The organism is Halobacterium wangiae, from assembly GCF_021249345.1.
Lineage (GTDB): Archaea > Halobacteriota > Halobacteria > Halobacteriales > Halobacteriaceae > Halobacterium > Halobacterium wangiae.
Genome location: NZ_CP089588.1, coordinates 513,967 through 533,123 on the forward strand (window position 1 = coordinate 513,967; position 19,157 = coordinate 533,123).

16 protein-coding genes and 1 tRNA gene are annotated in these 19,157 nt (G+C 66.7%); 10 read left to right on the top strand and 7 right to left on the bottom strand.

Annotation, left to right across the window (positions count from 1 at the left end):
* The first annotated feature begins 39 nt into the window (after positions 1–39).
* From LT965_RS02735 to LT965_RS02765, 7 genes are all read left to right on the top strand, one after another.
* Positions 40–1,200 carry a dipeptidase gene (locus tag LT965_RS02735; RefSeq protein ID WP_232702485.1) on the top strand — a complete coding sequence of 387 codons (1,161 nt, stop codon included), beginning with the start codon at positions 40–42 and terminating at the stop codon, positions 1,198–1,200.
* 192 nt (positions 1,201–1,392) lie between these two features.
* Positions 1,393–2,349: an ABC transporter permease gene (locus LT965_RS02740; RefSeq protein ID WP_232702486.1), complete on the top strand. Its 957-nt coding sequence runs from the start codon at positions 1,393–1,395 to the stop codon at positions 2,347–2,349.
* Complete coding sequence (locus LT965_RS02745) at positions 2,346–3,227, top strand: ABC transporter permease (RefSeq protein ID WP_232702487.1); 882 nt, start codon at positions 2,346–2,348, stop codon at positions 3,225–3,227. Before LT965_RS02740 ends, LT965_RS02745 begins: the two co-directional genes overlap by 4 nt.
* 4 nt (positions 3,228–3,231) lie before the next feature.
* Positions 3,232–4,257, top strand: coding sequence for an ABC transporter ATP-binding protein (locus LT965_RS02750; protein WP_232702488.1), 1,026 nt, complete (start codon positions 3,232–3,234; stop codon positions 4,255–4,257).
* Positions 4,254–5,297, top strand: coding sequence for an ABC transporter ATP-binding protein (locus tag LT965_RS02755; RefSeq protein ID WP_232702489.1), 1,044 nt, complete (start codon positions 4,254–4,256; stop codon positions 5,295–5,297). Before LT965_RS02750 ends, LT965_RS02755 begins: the two co-directional genes overlap by 4 nt.
* A gap of 66 nt (positions 5,298–5,363) precedes the next feature.
* Positions 5,364–6,236 (top strand): alpha/beta fold hydrolase, encoded by an 873-nt coding sequence (locus LT965_RS02760; RefSeq protein WP_232702490.1) that lies wholly within the window; start codon positions 5,364–5,366, stop codon positions 6,234–6,236.
* Positions 6,237–6,327: 91 nt separating this feature from the next.
* Positions 6,328–7,815: an amidase family protein gene (locus tag LT965_RS02765; protein ID WP_232702491.1), complete on the top strand. Its 1,488-nt coding sequence runs from the start codon at positions 6,328–6,330 to the stop codon at positions 7,813–7,815.
* A 48-nt stretch (positions 7,816–7,863) separates the two neighbouring features.
* Here the strand turns inward: LT965_RS02765 and LT965_RS02770 are convergent, their stop codons facing one another.
* Together LT965_RS02770 and LT965_RS02775 are read right to left on the bottom strand one after the other, a co-directional pair.
* On the bottom strand, positions 7,864–8,694 hold the full coding sequence (locus tag LT965_RS02770) for a phosphosulfolactate synthase (RefSeq protein ID WP_232702492.1): 831 nt from the start codon (positions 8,692–8,694) through the stop codon (positions 7,864–7,866).
* A 45-nt stretch (positions 8,695–8,739) separates the two neighbouring features.
* Positions 8,740–10,092 carry an MmgE/PrpD family protein gene (locus tag LT965_RS02775; protein ID WP_232702493.1) on the bottom strand — a complete coding sequence of 451 codons (1,353 nt, stop codon included), beginning with the start codon at positions 10,090–10,092 and terminating at the stop codon, positions 8,740–8,742.
* Positions 10,093–10,492: 400 nt separating this feature from the next.
* Here LT965_RS02775 and LT965_RS02780 point away from each other — a divergent pair, with 400 nt between their 5' ends.
* A complete protein-coding gene (locus LT965_RS02780; RefSeq protein WP_232702494.1) occupies positions 10,493–11,548 on the top strand; it encodes a tyrosine-type recombinase/integrase in 1,056 nt (351 codons plus the stop codon).
* A 762-nt stretch (positions 11,549–12,310) separates the two neighbouring features.
* On the opposite strand, the gene LT965_RS02785 is transcribed toward LT965_RS02780, so the two are convergent.
* The 3 genes from LT965_RS02785 to LT965_RS02795 all read right to left on the bottom strand — a co-directional run bounded on the left by LT965_RS02785 (position 12,311) and on the right by LT965_RS02795 (position 13,390).
* Positions 12,311–12,385 (bottom strand) — tRNA-Val (locus tag LT965_RS02785).
* A 232-nt stretch (positions 12,386–12,617) separates the two neighbouring features.
* Entirely contained in the window at positions 12,618–13,154 is a 537-nt protein-coding gene (locus LT965_RS02790; protein WP_232702495.1) for a cob(I)yrinic acid a,c-diamide adenosyltransferase, read from the bottom strand.
* On the bottom strand, positions 13,151–13,390 hold the full coding sequence (locus LT965_RS02795; RefSeq protein WP_232702496.1) for a glutaredoxin family protein: 240 nt from the start codon (positions 13,388–13,390) through the stop codon (positions 13,151–13,153). The genes LT965_RS02790 and LT965_RS02795 overlap by 4 nt, the downstream gene beginning before the upstream one ends.
* Before the next feature lie 73 nt (positions 13,391–13,463).
* On the opposite strand from LT965_RS02795, the gene LT965_RS02800 reads away from it, so the two are divergent.
* Positions 13,464–13,787: a tRNA-binding protein gene (locus LT965_RS02800; protein ID WP_232702497.1), complete on the top strand. Its 324-nt coding sequence runs from the start codon at positions 13,464–13,466 to the stop codon at positions 13,785–13,787.
* On the opposite strand, the gene LT965_RS02805 is transcribed toward LT965_RS02800, so the two are convergent.
* Both LT965_RS02805 and LT965_RS02810 read right to left on the bottom strand, forming a co-directional pair.
* The gene (locus LT965_RS02805) at positions 13,781–14,494 is read right to left on the bottom strand and encodes a DUF547 domain-containing protein (RefSeq protein WP_232702498.1); all 714 of its coding nucleotides are present in this window, start codon (positions 14,492–14,494) and stop codon (positions 13,781–13,783) included. The genes LT965_RS02800 and LT965_RS02805 overlap by 7 nt on opposite strands.
* Before the next feature lie 216 nt (positions 14,495–14,710).
* Positions 14,711–18,022: an MMPL family transporter gene (locus LT965_RS02810; protein ID WP_232702499.1), complete on the bottom strand. Its 3,312-nt coding sequence runs from the start codon at positions 18,020–18,022 to the stop codon at positions 14,711–14,713.
* Between the two features lie 270 nt (positions 18,023–18,292).
* Between LT965_RS02810 and LT965_RS02815 the strand changes: the two genes are divergently transcribed.
* Entirely contained in the window at positions 18,293–18,946 is a 654-nt protein-coding gene (locus LT965_RS02815) for a helix-turn-helix domain-containing protein (protein ID WP_232702500.1), read from the top strand.
* The last annotated feature ends 211 nt before the right edge of the window (positions 18,947–19,157 follow it).

Sequence of the window (19,157 nt, forward strand, 5' to 3'; positions counted from 1 at the left end):
CGCGGAACTGCTAAGTACTGTGGCAGGCCACCGGGAGTCGTGACTACTCCCGACGACTACCACTCCTACGACTACCTCGACGCGGGTGAGGACTACCGCTCGTTCGAGTTGGCCGAGATGCACGCCGGCTTCGAACCGTACGAGGTACCACTCACCGCGGAGCAGGCGGAACGCCTCGAGGCCGTTCTCGCCGAGGACACCGTCGTCTCGCTGCACGAACACCCGTTCCAGTTCCCCGCGGACATCGAGGGCGATACCTGGGACTACATCCGCGAGGGCCGCGTCCACACGCCGTACGACTTCCTCGCCGAGTCCCCGCTGGACGCGGTGTTCGACTTCCACCTCGACGGCCTCTCGGGCATCCACTCCAAACACGGCTGGAAGTGGGACGACATCGTCCACGACGTGGCGATGCGCGCCGCCGACCAGGCCCACTCCGACTACGCCGTCCGCGCCGGGAGTGTGGCTGACATCGACCGCGCACGCGACGAGGGCAAGTTGGCCTTCGTCCCCGCGCTCGAATCCTCCGCCATGGTGGAGAACGAACTCGACCGCATCGACCTCCTCTACGGCATGGGCATCCGCCTGATGGGTGTCACCTACAACGCCTCCAACAGCATCGGGACGGGGAAACGGGATATCTACGAGCGCGACGGCGGGCTGACCTCCTTCGGCGTCGACGCCGTCCACCGCATGAACGACGTCGGGATAGCGGTCAGTACGAGTCACGCGAGCGAGCAGACGACCCTCGACGTCTGCGAGGTCAGCGAGAAGCCCGTCTTCGACACCCACGCGCTCGCCGCGGGTGTCGGCGACCGGGGGACGTCCGACGACTGCTTCGAGGCCATCGCGGACACCGGCGGCGTCGTCGGGGTCGTCGCGTCGAGTGTCCTCCCGGACATCGAGACGTACATGGAGCACTTCGAGTACATGGTCGACCTCGTCGGCGTCGACCACGTCGCCTTCGGCCCCGACGTCCTCTACGGCGACCACCGCGCGCTCCTGGGGCTGCTCGCCGAGCAACACGACATCGACCCACCGGGGGAGATCGACGGGCGTCTCCACGTGAAGGGCTTGGAGAACCCGACGGAGGCCTGGCAGAACATCCCCCGTTGGCTCGTCAAGGAGGGGTACACCGACGAGGAGATCGAGAAGGTCCTCGGCGGCAACATCCTCCGCGCGCTCGACGACGCCTGGTAGGCTACGGACGGACGCGCAGTCCCCGCCTCAGCCAGCCGGCGTGGCTGGCGGACGACCGGCGACTTCTTCCACTCGTCGTACTGACAGACGAATTCCGTTATTCTGCCGAGAGCGGCGCTCAAACGCCTGCAGAACACCGATATATTCTCAGGTATCGCAATGGCTTTACGCGGCTACGCTATTCCTCAACGCATGGCGTGGTACGAATACACAATAAAACGCTTGCTGCTGTTCGTGCCGATCCTCTTCGGCGTCTCGGTGCTCGTCTTTCTCATCGTGCATCTCGTGCCGGGAAGTCCAGCAGTAGCGATGCTCGGGGTGCAGGCCACTGCCGAGCGCGTCGCGCAGATCGAAGCGGAACTCGGACTACACAGGCCGTTGCTCGTACAGTACGGGGACTGGCTGGCTGGCGTGCTCACCGGCGACCTGGGCAAGTCCTACTCCTACGACACGGCCGTCAGTTCGTTGCTCCTGAGTCGGTTCTTCGTCACACTCGAGATCATCCTCCTCACGCTGCTCGCCTCGGTGCTCGTCGCCGTGCCGCTGGGCATCGTCGCGGCGCTAAACAAGAACTCCCTGACCGACTACTTCTCGATCGGGATCGGCGTCACGGGGGTGAGCATCCCGACGTTCTTCTCCGCGGTCGTCCTCATCTGGATCTTCGCGGTGACCTTCGACTTCTTCCCGACGAGCGGCTACGTCAAACCCAGCGACGACATCGTCGCCAACCTCAGGCACATGGCACTGCCGGTGATGACGATGACCCTGGTGGCCGTCGCGGTCATCATGCGGATGATGCGGTCGTCGATGCTGGAGACCATCGGCGAGGACTTCATCCGGTTCCACAAGGCCAAGGGCCTCGACCGGAAGTCCATCCTGTTCAAGCACGCACTGAAGAACAGCTTCATCCCGGTCATCACGGTTATCGGCCTCCAGTTCGGCTACATGATCTCCGGGGCGGTCGTCGTCGAACAGATCTTCGCGATCCCCGGACTCGGACGCACCGTCCTCCAGGCCGTCATCCAGCGGGACTACCCGCTCGTCCAGGGCTCGGTGCTGATGCTCGCGCTGTGGTTCTCGTCGGTGAACCTCGCGACTGACCTCATCATCACGCGCCTCGACCCGCGCATCATGGAGGGTGGCGAATGAGCACCGAGACGGCCGACGAGTCGGCCGAGGAGCGCTCCCACCCACTCCGGAGTTTCGCCGGACGATTCGGCGAGAACCGGCTGGCGCTGTTCGGCTTCCTGCTCGTCGCCCTCGTCGGCGTCGTCGCCGTGTTCGCACCGGAGATCGCTCCGTACTCGCCGACGGCCCAGGACTACAGCGCGCTCCAGGAGTCGCCGTCGCTGTCCCACCCGTTCGGGACCGACGACCTGGGACGCGACGTCTTCTCGCGGGTGCTGTTCGGCTACCAGACCGTGCTCACCATCACCGTCACCGGCGTGCTGATGTCGTTCTTCATCGGGACGTCGTTCGGCCTGCTGGCGGGCTACTCGGGCAAGTGGACGGACAGCATCGTGATGCGTGGCGTCGACGTGCTGATGTCGTTCCCGTCGCTGATCCTGGCGCTCGCGCTCATCGCGGCCATCGGGCCGTCGAAGTGGGGCGTGGCGCTGGTGCTCGGCATCGCGTACACGCCCATATTCGCCCGTGTCGCGCGCAGCGAGGCGGTCTCCGTGAGCCAGGAGCAGTTCATCAAGAGTCTCGACGTGCGCGGCGCGAGCAAGGCCCGCATCATCTTCGGCCACGTGCTCCCGAACAGCCTCGGACCGCTCATCGTCACCGTCACCATCCAGTTCGCGTTCGGCATCCTCACCACGTCGACGCTGTCGTACCTCGGCGTCGGGGTGCAGCCACCGGACCCGTCGCTGGGCCTGATGCTGGCCCGCGGGAAGGACTACCTCGACGTCGCGTGGTGGATGAGCATCTTCCCGGGTATCGCCATCATGCTCCCCGTCATCGGGTTCAACCTCATCGGGGACGGCCTCCGCGACAGCTTCGACCCCAAGCAAGGGGGTCGCTAACACAATGACTCGACTCTCCACGAACGGACTCAGCGTCACGTATCGCACGAAGCAAGGGGACGTCGGCGCGGTCGACCGCGTCTCCTTCGACATCAACAGCGACGAGATCTTCGGCATCGTCGGCGAGAGCGGCTGCGGGAAGAGCACGCTCGCGAACACCTTCCTGCGACTGCTCGACGACAACGGCGAGATCACCGGCGGCTCCATCGAGTACAAGGGCCGAGACCTCACCACGCTCACCGAGCGGGAGCTCGCCGACGAGGTCCGCGGGAGCGAGATCAGCATGGTGTTCCAGGACCCGAACACCAGCCTCGACCCCGTCTACACCATCGGCCAGCAGCTCGTCGAGACCATCCGCCGCCACCTCGGCGTGACGAAACGCGAGGCCAGGGAGCGCGCCATCCAGACGCTGGACGACGTCGGCATCCCCTCCCCGGAGGACCGCCTCGACGACTACCCACACCAGTTCTCCGGCGGGATGAAACAGCGCGCCGTCATCGCCATCGCGCTCTCCTGCGACCCGGACCTGCTCATCGCCGACGAGCCGACGACCGGGCTCGACGTCTCCATCCAGGCCCAAATCCTGGAGCTCCTCGAGCGCATCAACGAGGAGAAGGACACCGCCATCATGCTCATCACGCACGACCTCGGCGTGGTCGCCGACGTCTGCGACCGCGTCGGCGTGATGTACGCGGGGAACATGGTCGAGATCGGCGGCGTCGAGGCCATCTTCGACGACCCGAAGCACCCGTACACGCGGGCGCTGCTGCGGTCGCTGCCGGAGGCACACAGCATGCAGGACGAGCTGACGGTCATCGAGGGGGCGCCGCCGGACCTCCGGAACCCGCCCGAGGGCTGCCGGTACGCCGCTCGCTGTGACGAGCTCTGCTGTGACGCCTGCGAGACGGGCGACATCCCACCGCTGTACCGCGACGGCACCGACGTCCGGTGTTACCTCTACGACGAGGCCGAGAATCCGGAGTACGACGGCCAGACACGGGTCGTCGCGGAGCCAGAGGTGGAGCAATGAGCGACGCACCGCTGCTGGAGGTCGACGGGCTGGAGAAGGAGTTCGTAGTCAACGGCGGCATCGTCTCCCGGATGCTCGGCACGACGCGGCGGCTGCGGGCCATCCGCGACGTCTCCTTCGACATCGAGGCGGGCGAGACGGTCGGGCTGGTCGGGGAGAGCGGCGCCGGCAAGTCGACGGTCGGGAACGTCATCACGCGCCAGCTGACGCCCACCGAGGGCGAAGTCAGGTTCCGGGGCGAGGACGTCCACTCGCTGCACGGCGACGACCTCGCGGAGTTCCGGCAGTCCGTCCAGATGGTGTTCCAGGACCCCCACTCCAGTCTCGACCCGCGGTACTCCATCGGGCGGACGCTCGCGGAGCCACTGAAGATACACACGGACCTGAACAAGACAGAGCGCCGCGAGCGCGTCGAGGAACTGCTGGAGACGGTGAACCTCGACCCGAACTTCCGCAACCGCTACCCGCACGAGCTGTCGGGTGGCCAGCTCCAGCGCGTCTCCATCGCCGGCGCGCTCACCGTCGACCCCGAGTTCGTCATCCTCGACGAGCCGGTGTCCGCCCTCGACGTCAGCGTACAGGCGCGCATCCTCAACCTCCTGATGCGCCTCCAGGAGGAACACGGGCTCTCGTACCTGCTCATCAGCCACGACCTCGGCGTCGTGAAACACATCTGCGACCGCACTGCGGTGATGTACCTCGGGGAGATCGTCGAACACGGCCGCACGCGGAGCCTCTTCGAGAACCCCACGCACCCGTACACGGAGGGACTGCTCGCGTCCATCCCCAAGCCGGACCCACACGCGAAGAAGAGCGGCCAGCGACTCGGCGGCGAGATCCCGTCCGCGGAGAACCCGCCCTCGGGCTGTTCGTTCCACCCGCGGTGCGCGTACGCGACCGAACAGTGCGCCGAGGTGAACCCGCCACTGGAGGCGGTAGCCGACGGCCGGGACACGGCCTGTCACCACTGGCGGCAGGTCAGCGACGACCACAGCGAGGCCGCGGCCAGCGACCAGGCGGACGTCGGCGCGAGCGACTGACGCCAGGGTTCAGGGTTCGCCGCGACCACCAACCCCTTACCCCGTCACACCCTCCTCGCAGTCGAGATGTACGCCGACGTGAACGGGACCGAACTGTACTACGAGCGCCTCGGTGACGAGGCGAACCCGTCGATTCTGACGCTCCACGGCGGGCCGGGTGTCGGCGACCACCGGAAGGCCAAGGAGGCGTTCGAACCGCTCACCGACGACTACGAGGTCGTCGTCTACGACCACCGCGGCTGCGGGCAGTCCGGCGAGGACCCGCCGTACACGAACGCGCAGTTCGCGAAGGACGCCAACGCGCTCCGCGAGCACCTCGGCCTCGGGACGGTCGTCCTCATCGGCGGCTCCTACGGCGGGTTCGTCACCCAGGAGTACCTGACGCGGTTCCCCGAGACGGTCGCGGGGTTCGTCCTCCGTGACACTGCGCCGACCGGCGAGTACGACGAGCAGTCCCGTGAGAACGCCCGCGCCGGCCTCCCGGAGGTGTGGGAGCGGGGCCTCGACGTCCCGGAGATCACGTTCGAGGAGTTCGACCGCGTGATGGACGGTCGCGCGCGGGACAACGAGGAGTTCCGGCGCGTGTTCCACGGCATCCTCCCGCTGTACGTCCCTGACCTCGACGAGTTCGACGCGGACGCCGCGCGCGAGCAGATCGAGGGCATCCACTACCACTACGAGACGCACAACGCGATGTTCTCCGAGGAGCTCCCGAACATGGACTACCGCGAGCAGCTACGGGCGGTGGACGTCCCTGGCCTCGTCACCGTGGGCCGCCACGACTGGATCACGCCCGTCGAGGCCAGCGAGGAGATACACAGCCTGCTCCCCGACTCCCGGCTGGAGATCTTCGAGGACAGCGGCCACTCGCCGAACCTCGACCAGCAGGACGAGTACATCGAGCGCGTCCGCGAGTTCCTCGACGAGATCGGCTACTGAACGACGACCCGCGGGAGGCCGCCGGCCGTCGGCTCCCGGCAAGAGCCGCAGTCCTCCACAGCTTCTTGGCGACAGCAGTCGACGCTACAGTATGAGCCAGCAACCGTCCCCGGAGGACGTCCAGCGGTACGCAGCGCGGGCGGGTATCCCGGTCGACGAGGAGACGGCCACGGCGTTCGCCGAGCAGTTCGCCCAGCAGGACCTGCTCCTGGAGGGCCTCGAAGCGCTCGCGCCACCCGAACCGCCGGAACGCGACCACTGGGAGCCCACCGAGGCGGACGACCCGCTCGCCGCGTTCCTCACGCGCTGCGACGTCAGCGAGAGCTCCGGACCGCTCGACGGGATGACCGTCGGCGTGAAGGACAACCTCGCGGTCGCGGGCGTCCCGATGACGTGTGGGTCGCCGGTGCTGGAGTCCTACGTCCCGGAGTTCGACGCGACGGTCGTCGAGCGCCTGCTGGACGCCGGCGCGCGCATCGTCGGGAAGACGAACATGGACGAACTGGCGTTCGGCGGCGAGGAGGCCACGATGCGACTCCGGCTCGCGGGCAACCCACACGACCCCGACCGCCACCCGGGGAGTTCCTCGGCGGGCAGCGGTATCGTCGCCGCGACCGGCGAGGTCGACCTAGCTGTCGGGAGCGACACCGGCGGCTCCATCCGGTTCCCGGCGGCCTGGAGCGGGGCGCCGGGCATCAAGCCGACGCGTGGCCTGGTCTCCCACCACGGGTTCGTACAGTACGCGAAGACCCTGGACAACGTCGGCCTGCTCGCGCCGACGGTGGAGAACCTCGCGCGCGGCCTGGACGTCATCGCCGGGCGGGACGACCGCGACGAGCGTACGCGCGGGGCGGAGGTCGACGACTACGCGGCCGCCGTCGAGGCCGCCGCAGGAGGGACACTGGACGGGTTGACGATCGGTCTCCCCGAGGAACTGTTCGGGAACGCGCCCGACCTCGACGAGGTGACGAGGGACGCACTCGACCGTCTGGAGGCTGACGGCGCGGAACTCGTCGAAGTCTCGATCCCCGACTACGACCTCTGGCTGCCCGCCTGGCTCGCACTCGGGATGACGGAGGTCGGCAACTACTTCCGCGCGAACGCGACGAACCACTGGCTGTTCTCGGAGCCGTGGCCGAGCCTGAACGAGGCTCTGCAGGCGGGCTTCGAGGAGTCCGGCGACGAACTCGGCGCCACGTTCGTCGGCGCCCGCCTCTACGCCGAACACCTCTCGAAGGCCACAGGCGACCGGTACTACTCGCTCGCCCACGCCGCCCGCCAGCGACTCACGGCGGGCGTGGACGACGCGCTCGCCGACGTGGACGTGCTGGCGTCCACGACCGTCCCGATGCTCGCGCCGAAGTGGGGCGAGGGCGTCGGCGACGTCTTCGGCGCGCTGGCCAACACCGCGCCGTTCAACGTCTCGGGCCACCCCGCAGTGAGCGTCCCCTGTGGCACCGTCGACGACCTCCCGGTCGGCCTCCAGTTCGTCGGGGAGCACTTCGACGAGGCGACCATCCTCGCGACGGCGACCCACTGGAGCGACCGCTACGACTGGGCCCAGCCCAGCGCCGAGTGAGGTCGAACGCGGCAGTACGGACACCGCTCGCCGAGTGGGAGACGCCTGCTACTCGCCGTTGTAGGTGACCGTCCGTCCCCAGCTGCTCTTCTTCCCCCAGAGCCCCGAGCGCATGCACTCGAGTTCGACGATCTGTGAGTTGTCGACGAAGAGGTTGACGTTCGGCCCGAAGTTCTTCACGTACCACTCGAACACCGGCGGGTCGGCGGCCTCGAACACGCAGTTCTCGATGCCCACCTCGTTGGCGATCTCGAAGGCGACGTCGGTGCGCCACTCGCGGACGCGTTCGGTGATCCCCTCGGACTCGACCATGATCTTGTACGCGCCGGCGTCGAGGTGGCGCTCGGCTTCCGCGACGGCGCTGGCGGGGTCGATGGCCTCCTCGCTCTCCAGTTCCTCGACGCTGGAGGCGCCGCCGGCACCGAACTGGATGTTGATCTCGGGTTTCGCTTTCAACCCCTTCTCGGCGACGAGTTCGGTCAGCGCGACCATGTCGTCGACGTCGATGGCGAGGAACCCGCTGGAGATTTCGACGATGTCGAAGCCGAGTTCGCCGGCCTCCTCGACGTACGCCTCGACCTGGTCGTGGTCGCGGACGAGCACGTTCTCGATGAAGCCGCCGGTCGACACCTCGACGTCGAACTCGTGGCAGGTGTCGATCAGTTCGCGGACGGCGTCCTCGGGCATCAGCGCGAACGACCCGCCCGAGAACTTGTAGATGTCGACGTACCGGCCCATCGTCTCGAGGATGTCCCGGAGTTCCCGCGGCCCCATCGGGTCGTAGTAGGGGCCGCGGATCTCCGTGATACCGCGGTCGCGTGGTTTCTCCGGCCGGTCGTTGTGGTGCAGGAAGTCGAACGCTCGGTCTGAGTCGGCCATGGTCCGTGTTGACGTACGTCGCTCAGTTCCTTAGTCGTAGCCCGGTCACTCCAGCAGCGCGACGAGGTCCGCGACGTCGTAGTCCTCGAGGTTCCGGACCGTCTCGACGACGTCGGTCTGGCGCGCCTCGTCGTAGCGGGCGCCGGTCATGGTCCGGAACTTGCCCTCGACCTGCGCCCAGGACATCGGCTCCGTGGGGTGGCCGCCGAACGCGTCCTTCTCGACGCGGTGGACCGTCCCGTCGGTCAGTTCTACCTCGACGTGGGCGGGCATCTCGCCGTCCTCGAAGCGCGCCGTGAGTTCGGGGTCCTCCTCGACCGTCACCTTCCGCAAGAGGGACTGCACGGCCTCGCGGCGTATCTGCTGGGACTCGTACGCCGTGTTCGTCATCTCGCGGTCGACGAGCGCTGCCGCGAGCATGTACGGCAGCGAGTGGTCGGCCTGCGCCTTCGTCTCGACCTCGTAGCGCGACCCCTCGCCGCCCCCGATGATGAGTTTCGCGCCCGCGAAGGTGTCGAGACGGATCGCCGCCACGTCCTCGTGGTCGAGGTTCTCCCGCTCGGTGAGTTCGATGATCCCCTCGACGGCCGACTGCGCGTACGTCTCGGCGACGTAGCGCTTGGTCATCGTGTCGAAGACGTGCTCGCAACCAGGGTCGAGGTCGACCTCGAACGCCCCGGAGACGACCTCCTTCCACCCCTTCTGGCCCTCGAAGAGGTCGACCGGCCCCTCCATCCCGTTGCGCGCGAGCAGCACCGAGTAGACGGCGTTGCGGGCCGCGTTCGCGCTCGCGATCCCCTTCCACTCGTTGATGCCGCCGGTCCGGGTGACGCGGAGAGCGTTGTGCGCGGTTCCCGCGATGCCGATGGCGTTCCGGAGCTGGTCGGAGGAGAGGTCGAGCACCGTCCCCGCGCCGGCCGCCGCCGAGATGACCGTGTGGGTCACGTGGTCGAACCCGCGGTCCCGCACGGGCGCGTTCCACGCGAGTTCGCCCTGGATCTCGTAGGCGACCGCGATGCCCTCGAGGAGTTCCTCACCCGACGCCTCGGCGACCTCCCCGCAGGCGACGACGCTCGCGATGTTGTCACTCGGGTGCGGCGTCTCCCCGGGCGCGAGGAAGGAGTCCATGAAGTCGAGGTAGCGCGTGAGCGCCGTGTTGTACATCGCCGCCTGCGCCGGCGGGACGGTCTCCTCGCGGCCCCAGAGCCGACACGGCCCGCCGTGCCCGAACTCGGTGACGGTCGCCCCGACGGCGTCCACCGGTTCGGCACCCATCGCCCCGACGCCGATGCCCAGCGAGTCGAGAACGCGCTTCTTCAACTCCTCGCGGACGTCCGACGACAGGGAGTCGTACGAGACGTCGCCGGCGAACTCGGCCAGTTCTGCTGTCGTCGTCATGTGTTCACGTATGCCGTGCACAGCGAAAGGTGTGGTGTCGAGTGGCACGGTAGGCACTCGTCGCGGCCAGTTTCGGAGGATGTCGGGGCGGGTTCGAACCGGAACCAGACGTGCTCGTTCACGTCGTTCGCTGCACGCGACTGGTAGGGTTCGAATCCTTTCGACACCGCACACCTTAGAACGACGCGAGTGACACGGCGGTCGCTCGCGGTCGTTGCGTCAGTAGAAGTGGGTCGGGGCGGATTTGAACCGCCGACAACCGCGCCTCCCTCCGGTCGGGCGGTTTGCGGTTCCAACTCGGTCGGCCCCATTCCGCGGGGCCTCCCTTCGCCCCGACCCATCAGGCTCCCTCCCCGCGCTGGTCGGTCGCCGGATAGGCGGGGCGTGGAACCTGCCGTGTGTGGACGAGCCAATAACCATGTCCAACCACGGAATGAACCCCGACGATATTGAACTGAGCCGGATGATTGAACGCTTCCTTAACGAGAGGGAGGACGAGAAAAGCGAAGCGACCATCTACAACAACCGGAGTCACCTCGCGGACTTCAACGATTGGTGTGCCGAAAATGAGTATACCGTCGTCGGAGACCTCGACCCGTTCGTGGTGCTTGACTACAAGAACCACGTCAAAGCCAGAGTCCAGAAAACGACGCTCCGGGGGTACGTCTCGACCATGCGGGAGTTCCTTCGGTTCTGTAACCGGATGGACGTGCTGGGCGAGAACATCGTGGAGGCATTGGAGTTCCCCCAGCTCGGTCCCGACGAGGGGGCGCGCGATACAATGTTGGACTTCGAGGCCATCAAGGAGATAGAGGCGTTCCTCGACCGCTTCGAGTACGGGCAGTTCCGGCACGTCGTGTTCGGGCTGCTCTGGCATACTGGGTGCCGAATGGGGGCGCTGCGGGCGCTCGATTTGGACGACTACGTGCCAGCGTCGGAAACCAAGAAGGGGGTTGCCCGACTCAAGTTCCATCACCGGCCAGAAGAAGGCACACCGCTGAAGAACCAAGGCGGCAGTGAGCGGACGGTGAACCTCAAGCCGAAGTTTGCCACGCTGATTGAAGGGTACATCGACTACCACCGCAATGACGTTCGTGACGACTACGGGCGCTTCCCGCTGGTTACGACGACCCACGGTCGGCCCGCGCTGTCAACGATTCAGGGCCAAGTCTACTCCCTGACTCGGCCCTGCGTCTACACCGGGTCGTGCCCGCACGGGCGGGAAGAAGCCGAGTGTGAGGCGACAGAGTACGATAAGGCCCCGAAGTGTCCATCGTCGGTCTCCCCGCACCCGCTTCGCCGAGGGTCAATCACGTACCACTTGAAGAACGAGGGATGGACGTACGAGGAGTGTTCCCTTCGGTTCAACGTCTCAGTAGAGACCCTGAAGCAGCACTACGACCAGACGACACAGGGAGATATTGCGGACGTGCTGGCGGATAGGCACTTCTCCTAACTGCCGGTGAAGTATGGTTTCGGACAGGCAAAAGACGGGCTGAACAGGGCCTGAGGCAAGGTCAACGCAGAATCGCGCATCGGAATCGGGTCAAAAAGAGCGAGAACGCGCGCCTGCTTCCTTTCGAGGCTTCCCAGACCTGTATTGCCCCTGAATACAGCAATATCCCTGTTGAAATCTTATTGGTTCGACAATACCCCTACTGAAAGAGCCGTTAGATAGGTGGGCGGACCTATAACTGACTGCGGTCAGTCACAACTTGAATTCAGGGTGAGACGGCTCGCTTTCATGAGTCCGGAGAGCATGAGGAACCAGCCTACGGAAGAGACGACGACGATTCGGATTATGTCTGGTCCATACCCACGTGTATCGAACGTATATCCTTCCAAGAAGAGAAGGAAGTCGCGGATGCCGTAGCCGACGAGTAAGGTCCCAACACCGAGAAGAACCCCATATACGACGAACAATCCTAAATTATCTATGACTAAACGGTCTTTCCCGGAGGGCATGTCGGTTCACTTGTTTTCCCTCTATACGCCTTTATTCTGTTGAGATAATCGGCACATCCTCTGTACTTAGCAACCCCCCAGAGTCTATTTGAAGTTGAGTGTTTCAACAGAGCCGACACATGAAAACCACCACACAACGGCGACCCGGACCCGCCGACCTGATGGATTCAAGGAGGGGAATCCAATTACGAGTATAAAAGAACGTACCGCTGTCTGGCGGTTTTGTCTACTTCAGAAGGCAGCGTTCGCCTGATGGGTCGGGGCGGATTTGAACCGCCGACCTGCTCCGTGTGAAGGAGCCGTCATAGCCTGACTAGACCACCGACCCGCAGACCAGAGTACCCGGGTGCGGCCATTAAGGCTTGCGTTTACTCCCGAGTTCCCGCCCCAGCCCGAGCGCCGAACACCGGCCGCTGGCGTCGTGCACCGATGGGTTTTTGTCTGTTTAGGCCAACCTAAAGCGCGTCGGCGGGCGTGCCGACCGTCCGCCCACGTCTGTCCCAGACACCGTCGGCAACCGCGTCCCTCACGGGACGAAGACATCACTCGTCCGCGCGCCGTCAGTACGACGGCGACTCCTCGCGGACACCCGCTTCCTTGTTCGCCAGCCGCGCGAACACGAACAGCGCGTCCGACAGGCGGTTCAGGTACGCGACGGCCGTCTCGTTGACGCCGTCCCCGTGGTCGGCGAACGCGACCGCGCGGCGCTCCGCGCGACGGCAGACCGCCCGCGCCTGGTGGAGTTTCGCGCCCGACTCGCTGCCGCCGGGGAGGATGAACGACTGCAGCGGGTCGAGTCGCTCCTCGCAGGCGTCGATCCACTCCTCGACCGCGTCGACGTGCTCCTCGCGGACCACCGGGTCGTCCTCGTCCGGATCGGGGTTCGCGAAGTCGGCCTGGAGGACGTGGAGGTGGTTCTGGCAGGACGCCAGGTAGTCGTCGAGGTCGTCGACGCCCGTCGGCCGCGCGGTTCCCACGACGGCGTTCAGTTCGTCGACGGTGCCGTAGGCCTCGATGCGCGGACTGGCCTTGGAGATGCGGTCCATGTTCCGGAGGTCCGTCTCGCCGCTGTCCCCGCGGCGCGTGTAGATCTTCACGCCAGCGTCACCTCGACGTAGTCGAGGATGTTCTCGCTCTCGGCCATCGTCACGCCGTGGTCCTCGTCGACGAGCACCGGCACCCCGCGCTGACCGCTCACGCGCTTGACCTCGTTCCGCTCGGAGTGCAGCGCCTCGACCCACTTCGTCTCGTAGTCGAGGCCGTGTTCGTCGAGAGCGTCCGAGACCGTCTCGCAATACGGACAGCCGTCGAGGGCGTACAGGGTCAGAGCCATACCCGACGTTGACGCGGCGCCACCAAGAAGGTGGCCCCGAACACTCTTCGTCCGCGCCCGCCTGTGGCCGCCCATGGCAGACAGTCTCTTCGAGACGACGTTCCGCGTCGGCGAGGTCGTCGCCGCCGAACCGTTCGAGGAAGCCCGGAAACCCGAACTCGCGAAACTCCAGGTAGACCTCGGCGACGAGGTCGTCGACTCGGCCGCCCAGACTGGCTACAACTACGCGCCGGACGAACTGGTCGGCCGACAGGTGCTCTGTGCCACGGACCTCGGAACCGTCAACATCGCGGGCTACGAGTCCGAAGTGCTCACGGTCGGCGTCCCCGACGAGGACGGCAACCCCGTGCTCGTCGCGCCCGACGAGGACGTACCGCTCGGCGGCGAACTCTACTGAGGCTCCTCGGGGGCCTGCCGACGCTCGCCGTCGCGGCCCGCCGATGGTGTAGGGGCGACGTAGGAGAGTCGCGGCTTCGCGTCCTCGGGGAGCACGTCGTGGTCCGCTAGAAGCGCTCGAACGCCGTCGGGGCCACCGAAATCCCCCCTGTACCAGAGGAACACGCGAGGGACGCGCGCGACGTCCGAGCCGTCGTCGTACACGACGGTGGCGTCGAGGTACCGCGCAGTCACGTCCGCCAGGTCCTCGTCCACGTTCGCCGCTCTGAAGCTCGGAACCAGTCGCGGTGCCCGCCGGGCCGCCAGCACGGCGAAGTGGATTCGCGGGTCGAGGTCGTCGAGTCGGTGGCGGCGCGCGAACTGCCCCGGGAGCGGATCGGGGAGGTAGCCGAAGCCGTACTTCCAGCGGCCGGCCCGCAACAGCTTGTGAGCGACGTGGTCCGCGTCGAGTCGCGTGCCGGCGACGAGACAGGAGTCTCTCGGCGCTCTGTCGCGGGACCGCTCGGCGAGCGCACCGTGGACGTTCAACCAGAACGCTTTCGCCGCGGGCGCGTCCTCCCTCAGCCGGTCGAGGACGCGCTCCTCGAGGGCCGCCAGCGAGTCGAACAGTCTTGCGGCGTCGCTACTGTTGTGGACGGCGTGGCGCAGCCGACGCGACGCCGCTGTCAGGTCCCGGGCTGCCGTGGTGTCTGCGTTCGGCGCGAACATCTGGGGGATTCACACGGCTGTGTTCCGTGGTATTCTGTACCACAAAATCCGGCACACAACTACATACGTCTGACGGCGACCCGGAGAACCGCCGGCGTTCCAGATCGCCAGAACAGCCCGGCTACGACTACATCACGGGCAGTTCGGCGGTCGCAGTCCGGGAACACGGGTCGCAGGGCCCGGGTCGACCGTGGAGGCGTCCCCGACGCAGTCGCCTCAGAATCCGTCGAGCCAGGCCCGCCGGATTCGGTCGAACTCCTCGGGCGTGACGTCGTCGCGTTCGACTGCGATCTCCACGTCCTCGTCCGTGACCGTCCCACGTTCGAGAACGCGCTGGAAGACGTCGGCGACGACGGTGACGGTGTCGTCGCCGACGACCGCTCGCTGCCCGGTGGCGTCTTCGACGACGCCGTCGAACGCGAACGTGTCGCCGTCGCTGTGCTCCTGGGGGAGTTCGACCGTGTAAGAGACGGTCGGTGTGGACGACGACCGCTCGACGTCCCAGAACACGGACACGGCACCGTCGTCACGGGTCACTGCGACCGGTTCCGGGGCGACGTCGAGCGCCTCGACTTCGCCGGGGACGCGCTCGTCGAGGGACACGCGACCGTCGACGCCGTGCAGCGAGACCGACACCGGAACGGACTGGTCGGGCAGCGCGTACCGGCGCTCTATCGTCCGCGTCACGCCGCCGACGGCGGGCGTGGGTTCGTCGCCGGGGTCCGCGTCCGGTGCGCGACCGGAGAGTCGAGCCCACACCGCCAGCAGACTCGGCAGGACGAACACGCTGGCGAGGAAGGCGAACACGATGGTGAGCGCGGTGATGAGACCGAACGACTGGAGGAACGGCAGTATCGCGACCAGCAGCACGGCGAACCCAATGGCGGTCGTGGCCGCACTCGACAGCAGTGCCCCGCCGGTTCCGACGACGGTCTCCTCGAGCGCGGTCGCTACCGAGTCCGCGTCCGCCAGTTCCTGGTTGAACCGCTCGCTCACGTGGAGGCTGTAGTCCACGCCGAGGCCTATCGTCAGGCCCGTGATCATCCCGGTGACGATGTTGAACGGGATCTCCAGCAGCGCCATCGTCCCGAGCACCCAGGTCAGCGTGAACGCGACCGGGACGATAGTGACGACCCCGAGCGAGGCGCTCCGCTCGGTGAAGCGATAGGCCACAGCGAGCACGACGAGCACCGACAGGAGTGCGACGACCAGGCTCGTGACCGCCGTCTCGGCCAGCTGGTCGGCGGTGATCTGGTTGACGACGACGTCTCCGGTCGCTATCGCGGTGACGCCGTCACCGTCGACGTCGTCGGCGATCCAGGCCATCTGCTCGCGGACCGCCTCGCCCTCGACGTCGCCGTCGACGGTCACGACCATCCGGAGCGCCTCGTACGAACCGTCGTCGCTGTGGAGGACGTTCCCCGCGTCCTCGGGTGCGACCCGATAGAGTTCGTCGTAGACGGCGGACACGTTCTGGTCGGGGACGCCGTCGTCGTCGGTGTCGGCGGCCGCGAGCGTCGCGGCGAACGACTCGTTCCGGTCCGCGACGCGGTCCATCACCGTGATGGGGTCGGTGACCGCGGCTTCGCCGTCGGCGTACGTCTCCGTGGCGTCCACGCTGCTGGCGTTCGCCCGGGCCGAGTCGAGGCGGTCCAGCGTCGCCGGGTCGGTGACGTCGCCGCGGACGAGGATCGTCGCCGTCGTGTCGTGTCTCACGAAGTCCGCGTTCAGCGTGTCGATGGCCGTCTCGGCCGTGTACGTGCCCGGTGCTATCGGTTCGGGCAGGTCCTTGAGCCAGTCGGCGGGGTCCTCCGCGAGGAAGTCGGCCTGCTCGAAACTGGCGTCGATCCCCGTCGCCCCGTACGCGCCGGCGCCGCTGACGACGACTGCAACGACGATGACGACGTACGGCGCGGTCGTGGCGAGTTTCGCGCCGACGCCGAGGAACCGGTTGACCGACCCGCGACCGCTCCCGACGGCCGGTTTCACGCGGTCGACGCCCCGGGACTCCAGGTACGTGTCGAGTTCGACCTTCAGGGCGGGGAGGAGGACGCCGAAGACGAGCAGGGTGGCGACGATGCCGATAGCGCTGACGACGCCGAGCTGTCGGAAGACCGACAGCGGACTCGTGAGGTTGGAGAGGAAGCCGATGACGGTCGTCGTGGTGACGTAGACGAGCGCCACGCCGACGCTCCCGAGCGCGACGGCCATGGCGCGACTCGGCGAGACGTCGCTGGACTCGCGGGCTTCCCGCGAGCGCATGACGACGTGCAGTCCGTAGTCGATCGACAGCCCGATGAGCAGGACGAGGACGACGATGAACGGCTGGCTGAACGCGATGTCGAACCAGCCCATCGCCCCGAACGTCCACACGAGCACGAGGACGACCCCGAGCAGTCCGAGCAGGACGTCGAGGAGGTCCCTGTAGACGACAACAAGGACGAGGAGGACGAACGCGATAGCGAGCGGGCCGACCAGCAGGACGCTGTCGACCATCGAGTCCGTGATCTCCGTGGAGACGACGCCGTCCCCGTAGATGAGGACGGACATCGAGCCGTCGGCCGGGGCGAGGTCCGCCATGGCCGCCTGCGCGTCCTCGATCTCGGCGGGGGCGTCGCCGGGCGCGAACGACCCGCCGGAGGACTCCTGGGTGACCACCAGCAGGGTCGCGTTCACCGACGACGAGCCCGGCTCGTAGTAGTCCGGCATGAACGCTAACGCCCGCGACGACTGGCGCGTGTCGCCAGCGAGCACCTCGGAGGTCAGCGACTCGACCTCGGAGTCGTTCAGCGACCGCAGTGCGTCCACCTGCTCGTCGAGGGAGGGGTCGAGTTCCTGGAGTGCTCGTCGGTCCTCGGACAGGGCCGCGTACTCCTCGGCGAGGATGCGTCGCGTGACGTTCCCCTCCGCGTCCGTCCCGTTCTGTCCGCCGGTGCTCGCGTTCGCGTCGGCCGACCGTCGCTCCTCGACGCTCCGCACGAACAGCGCGTAGTCGGCGTCCGTGAGGGTCACGGACGTGTTCTCGTCCACGGCGTCGAACGCCGGTCGCACGCTCGCGTTCGGGGAGTCAGCGAGCGACGTGAGCGCGTCGTCCAGTGCCGCACTCGTCTGGTCGAGTGCCACCTGGCGGGTTCGAAGCTCCCCTGCCCGTTCTTCGCGGACCGCCGTGGTAGCGACGAGGTTCGCGGCGCTCCGCGTCGAGTCGTTCTCGACGAGCGTGTCCGCGACCGTCTCGTCCTCGCGTAACGCTTGCTCGTACTCGAGTGTCGCGACGAGCGTCTCCCGGTCGAGCACGTCGTCGTCCCTGACGACGACCTGTGCAGTGGTTCTGTCTCCCTCCCCCCTGGAGAAGTTCGCGTCCGCGTAGTCGAGCGCGTCGGCCTCCTCGGCGTCCGTCTGGAACTGGTCGAGGGACGTCGACCGCTCGACCATCGGGATGCCGGCGGCGACGACGGCAGACGCGACGAGCATGACCGCGACGACGACGCGAGCATTCTCCGTGATCGCCCCGGGAACGTCCGGTATCATCGGTGGTCCGCCCTGGAGGTGGTCGTCTCGGCGGGGGCGGGTGGCCCAGTGACGGCTGCGTCGGCCACAGTGCGGAGACGCGCAACGTCACTGTCCGAACCCCGACGTGTCCGACGTAACGGCCCCGAGTCGTCGTGTGCGACTGTTTTCGGCATCACGTCGAGGTACGAATCTAGGCTGGTTAGTCGCTGGTGCGAGCATTCGAGGCAGTCACTAACATGTTCGCAACGCACGTTATTCAGAGCGACCGGATAGGACGAGGTACCGACCGTGCCCCACGCGAAACTCACCATCGACGTCCCGGAGCACACCTGGATCGGCGAGATATCGTCGGACCACCCCGAACTGCTGTTCGAGGTCGTCACGAGCATCCCCGGGGAGGACAGTGGCATCGGGCTCGTCCGCCTGACCGCCACCAACCCGCTGCCGGTCATCACCGACATCCAGACCCGCGACGACGTCGACGCGCTCGAACTGCTGTGGAAACACGAGGACGAAGCACTCCTGCAGATCCAGTCGTCGAACCCGCTGCTGCTCCTCCCCGTCTGGCGGGCCGGCGTCCCACTCACGACTCCGTTCGACATCCAGGGTGGAGAGGCCACCTGGAAACTGACGACGTCGACCAGCCGCCTATCCAGTCTGCGGGAGCACCTCGAGGACCTCGGCATCGGCTTCTCCATCGAGTACGTTCGCGAGATCGACGCCAGTCAGGCCGACCAACTGTTGACCGACCGGCAGCAGGAGGTGTTACGGACCGCTGCCCGCGAGGGCTACTATCGCTCGCCACGTGACGCGACACTCGGCGACGTCGCCGATACCCTCGACGTCGCGAACGCCACGTGCAGCGACGTGCTCCACCGCGCCGAGGGGCACATCGTCCACTGGTTCGTCGAGGAACACATGGACGGGCAGCGCAGAGAGTAGTCGCCAACTTGGACGAACAGCCACCGAACCGACCCCTGGACTACGGCGTGGTGTCGTTCGACGGTGATTAGCGACCCTGAGCCGGCGCCTTCTGCGGGTTTCCACGCTATTACCGTCGGTAACGCCGTCCGCCTGCGCTCCGCTCGGGCCACGACCCAGTATTTTGTATCGTGGAATGTGGTTTAACACGTAAATACCCCCCGTCGGTAGC

Bases quoted from the DNA above. Each gene is read 5' to 3' on its own strand.
- LT965_RS02740 (WP_232702486.1), top strand. From the start codon at position 1,393: ATGGCGTGGTACGAATACACAATAAAACGCTTGCTGCTGTTCGTGCCG.
- LT965_RS02745 (WP_232702487.1), top strand. From the start codon at position 2,346: ATGAGCACCGAGACGGCCGACGAGTCGGCCGAGGAGCGCTCCCACCCA.
- LT965_RS02750 (WP_232702488.1), top strand. From the start codon at position 3,232: ATGACTCGACTCTCCACGAACGGACTCAGCGTCACGTATCGCACGAAG.
- LT965_RS02755 (WP_232702489.1), top strand. From the start codon at position 4,254: ATGAGCGACGCACCGCTGCTGGAGGTCGACGGGCTGGAGAAGGAGTTC.
- LT965_RS02760 (WP_232702490.1), top strand. From the start codon at position 5,364: ATGTACGCCGACGTGAACGGGACCGAACTGTACTACGAGCGCCTCGGT.
- LT965_RS02765 (WP_232702491.1), top strand. From the start codon at position 6,328: ATGAGCCAGCAACCGTCCCCGGAGGACGTCCAGCGGTACGCAGCGCGG.
- LT965_RS02770 (WP_232702492.1), bottom strand. From the start codon at position 8,694: ATGGCCGACTCAGACCGAGCGTTCGACTTCCTGCACCACAACGACCGG.
- LT965_RS02775 (WP_232702493.1), bottom strand. From the start codon at position 10,092: ATGACGACGACAGCAGAACTGGCCGAGTTCGCCGGCGACGTCTCGTAC.
- LT965_RS02795 (WP_232702496.1), bottom strand. From the start codon at position 13,390: ATGGCTCTGACCCTGTACGCCCTCGACGGCTGTCCGTATTGCGAGACG.
- LT965_RS02800 (WP_232702497.1), top strand. From the start codon at position 13,464: ATGGCAGACAGTCTCTTCGAGACGACGTTCCGCGTCGGCGAGGTCGTC.
- LT965_RS02805 (WP_232702498.1), bottom strand. From the start codon at position 14,494: ATGTTCGCGCCGAACGCAGACACCACGGCAGCCCGGGACCTGACAGCG.
- LT965_RS02810 (WP_232702499.1), bottom strand. From the start codon at position 18,022: ATGATACCGGACGTTCCCGGGGCGATCACGGAGAATGCTCGCGTCGTC.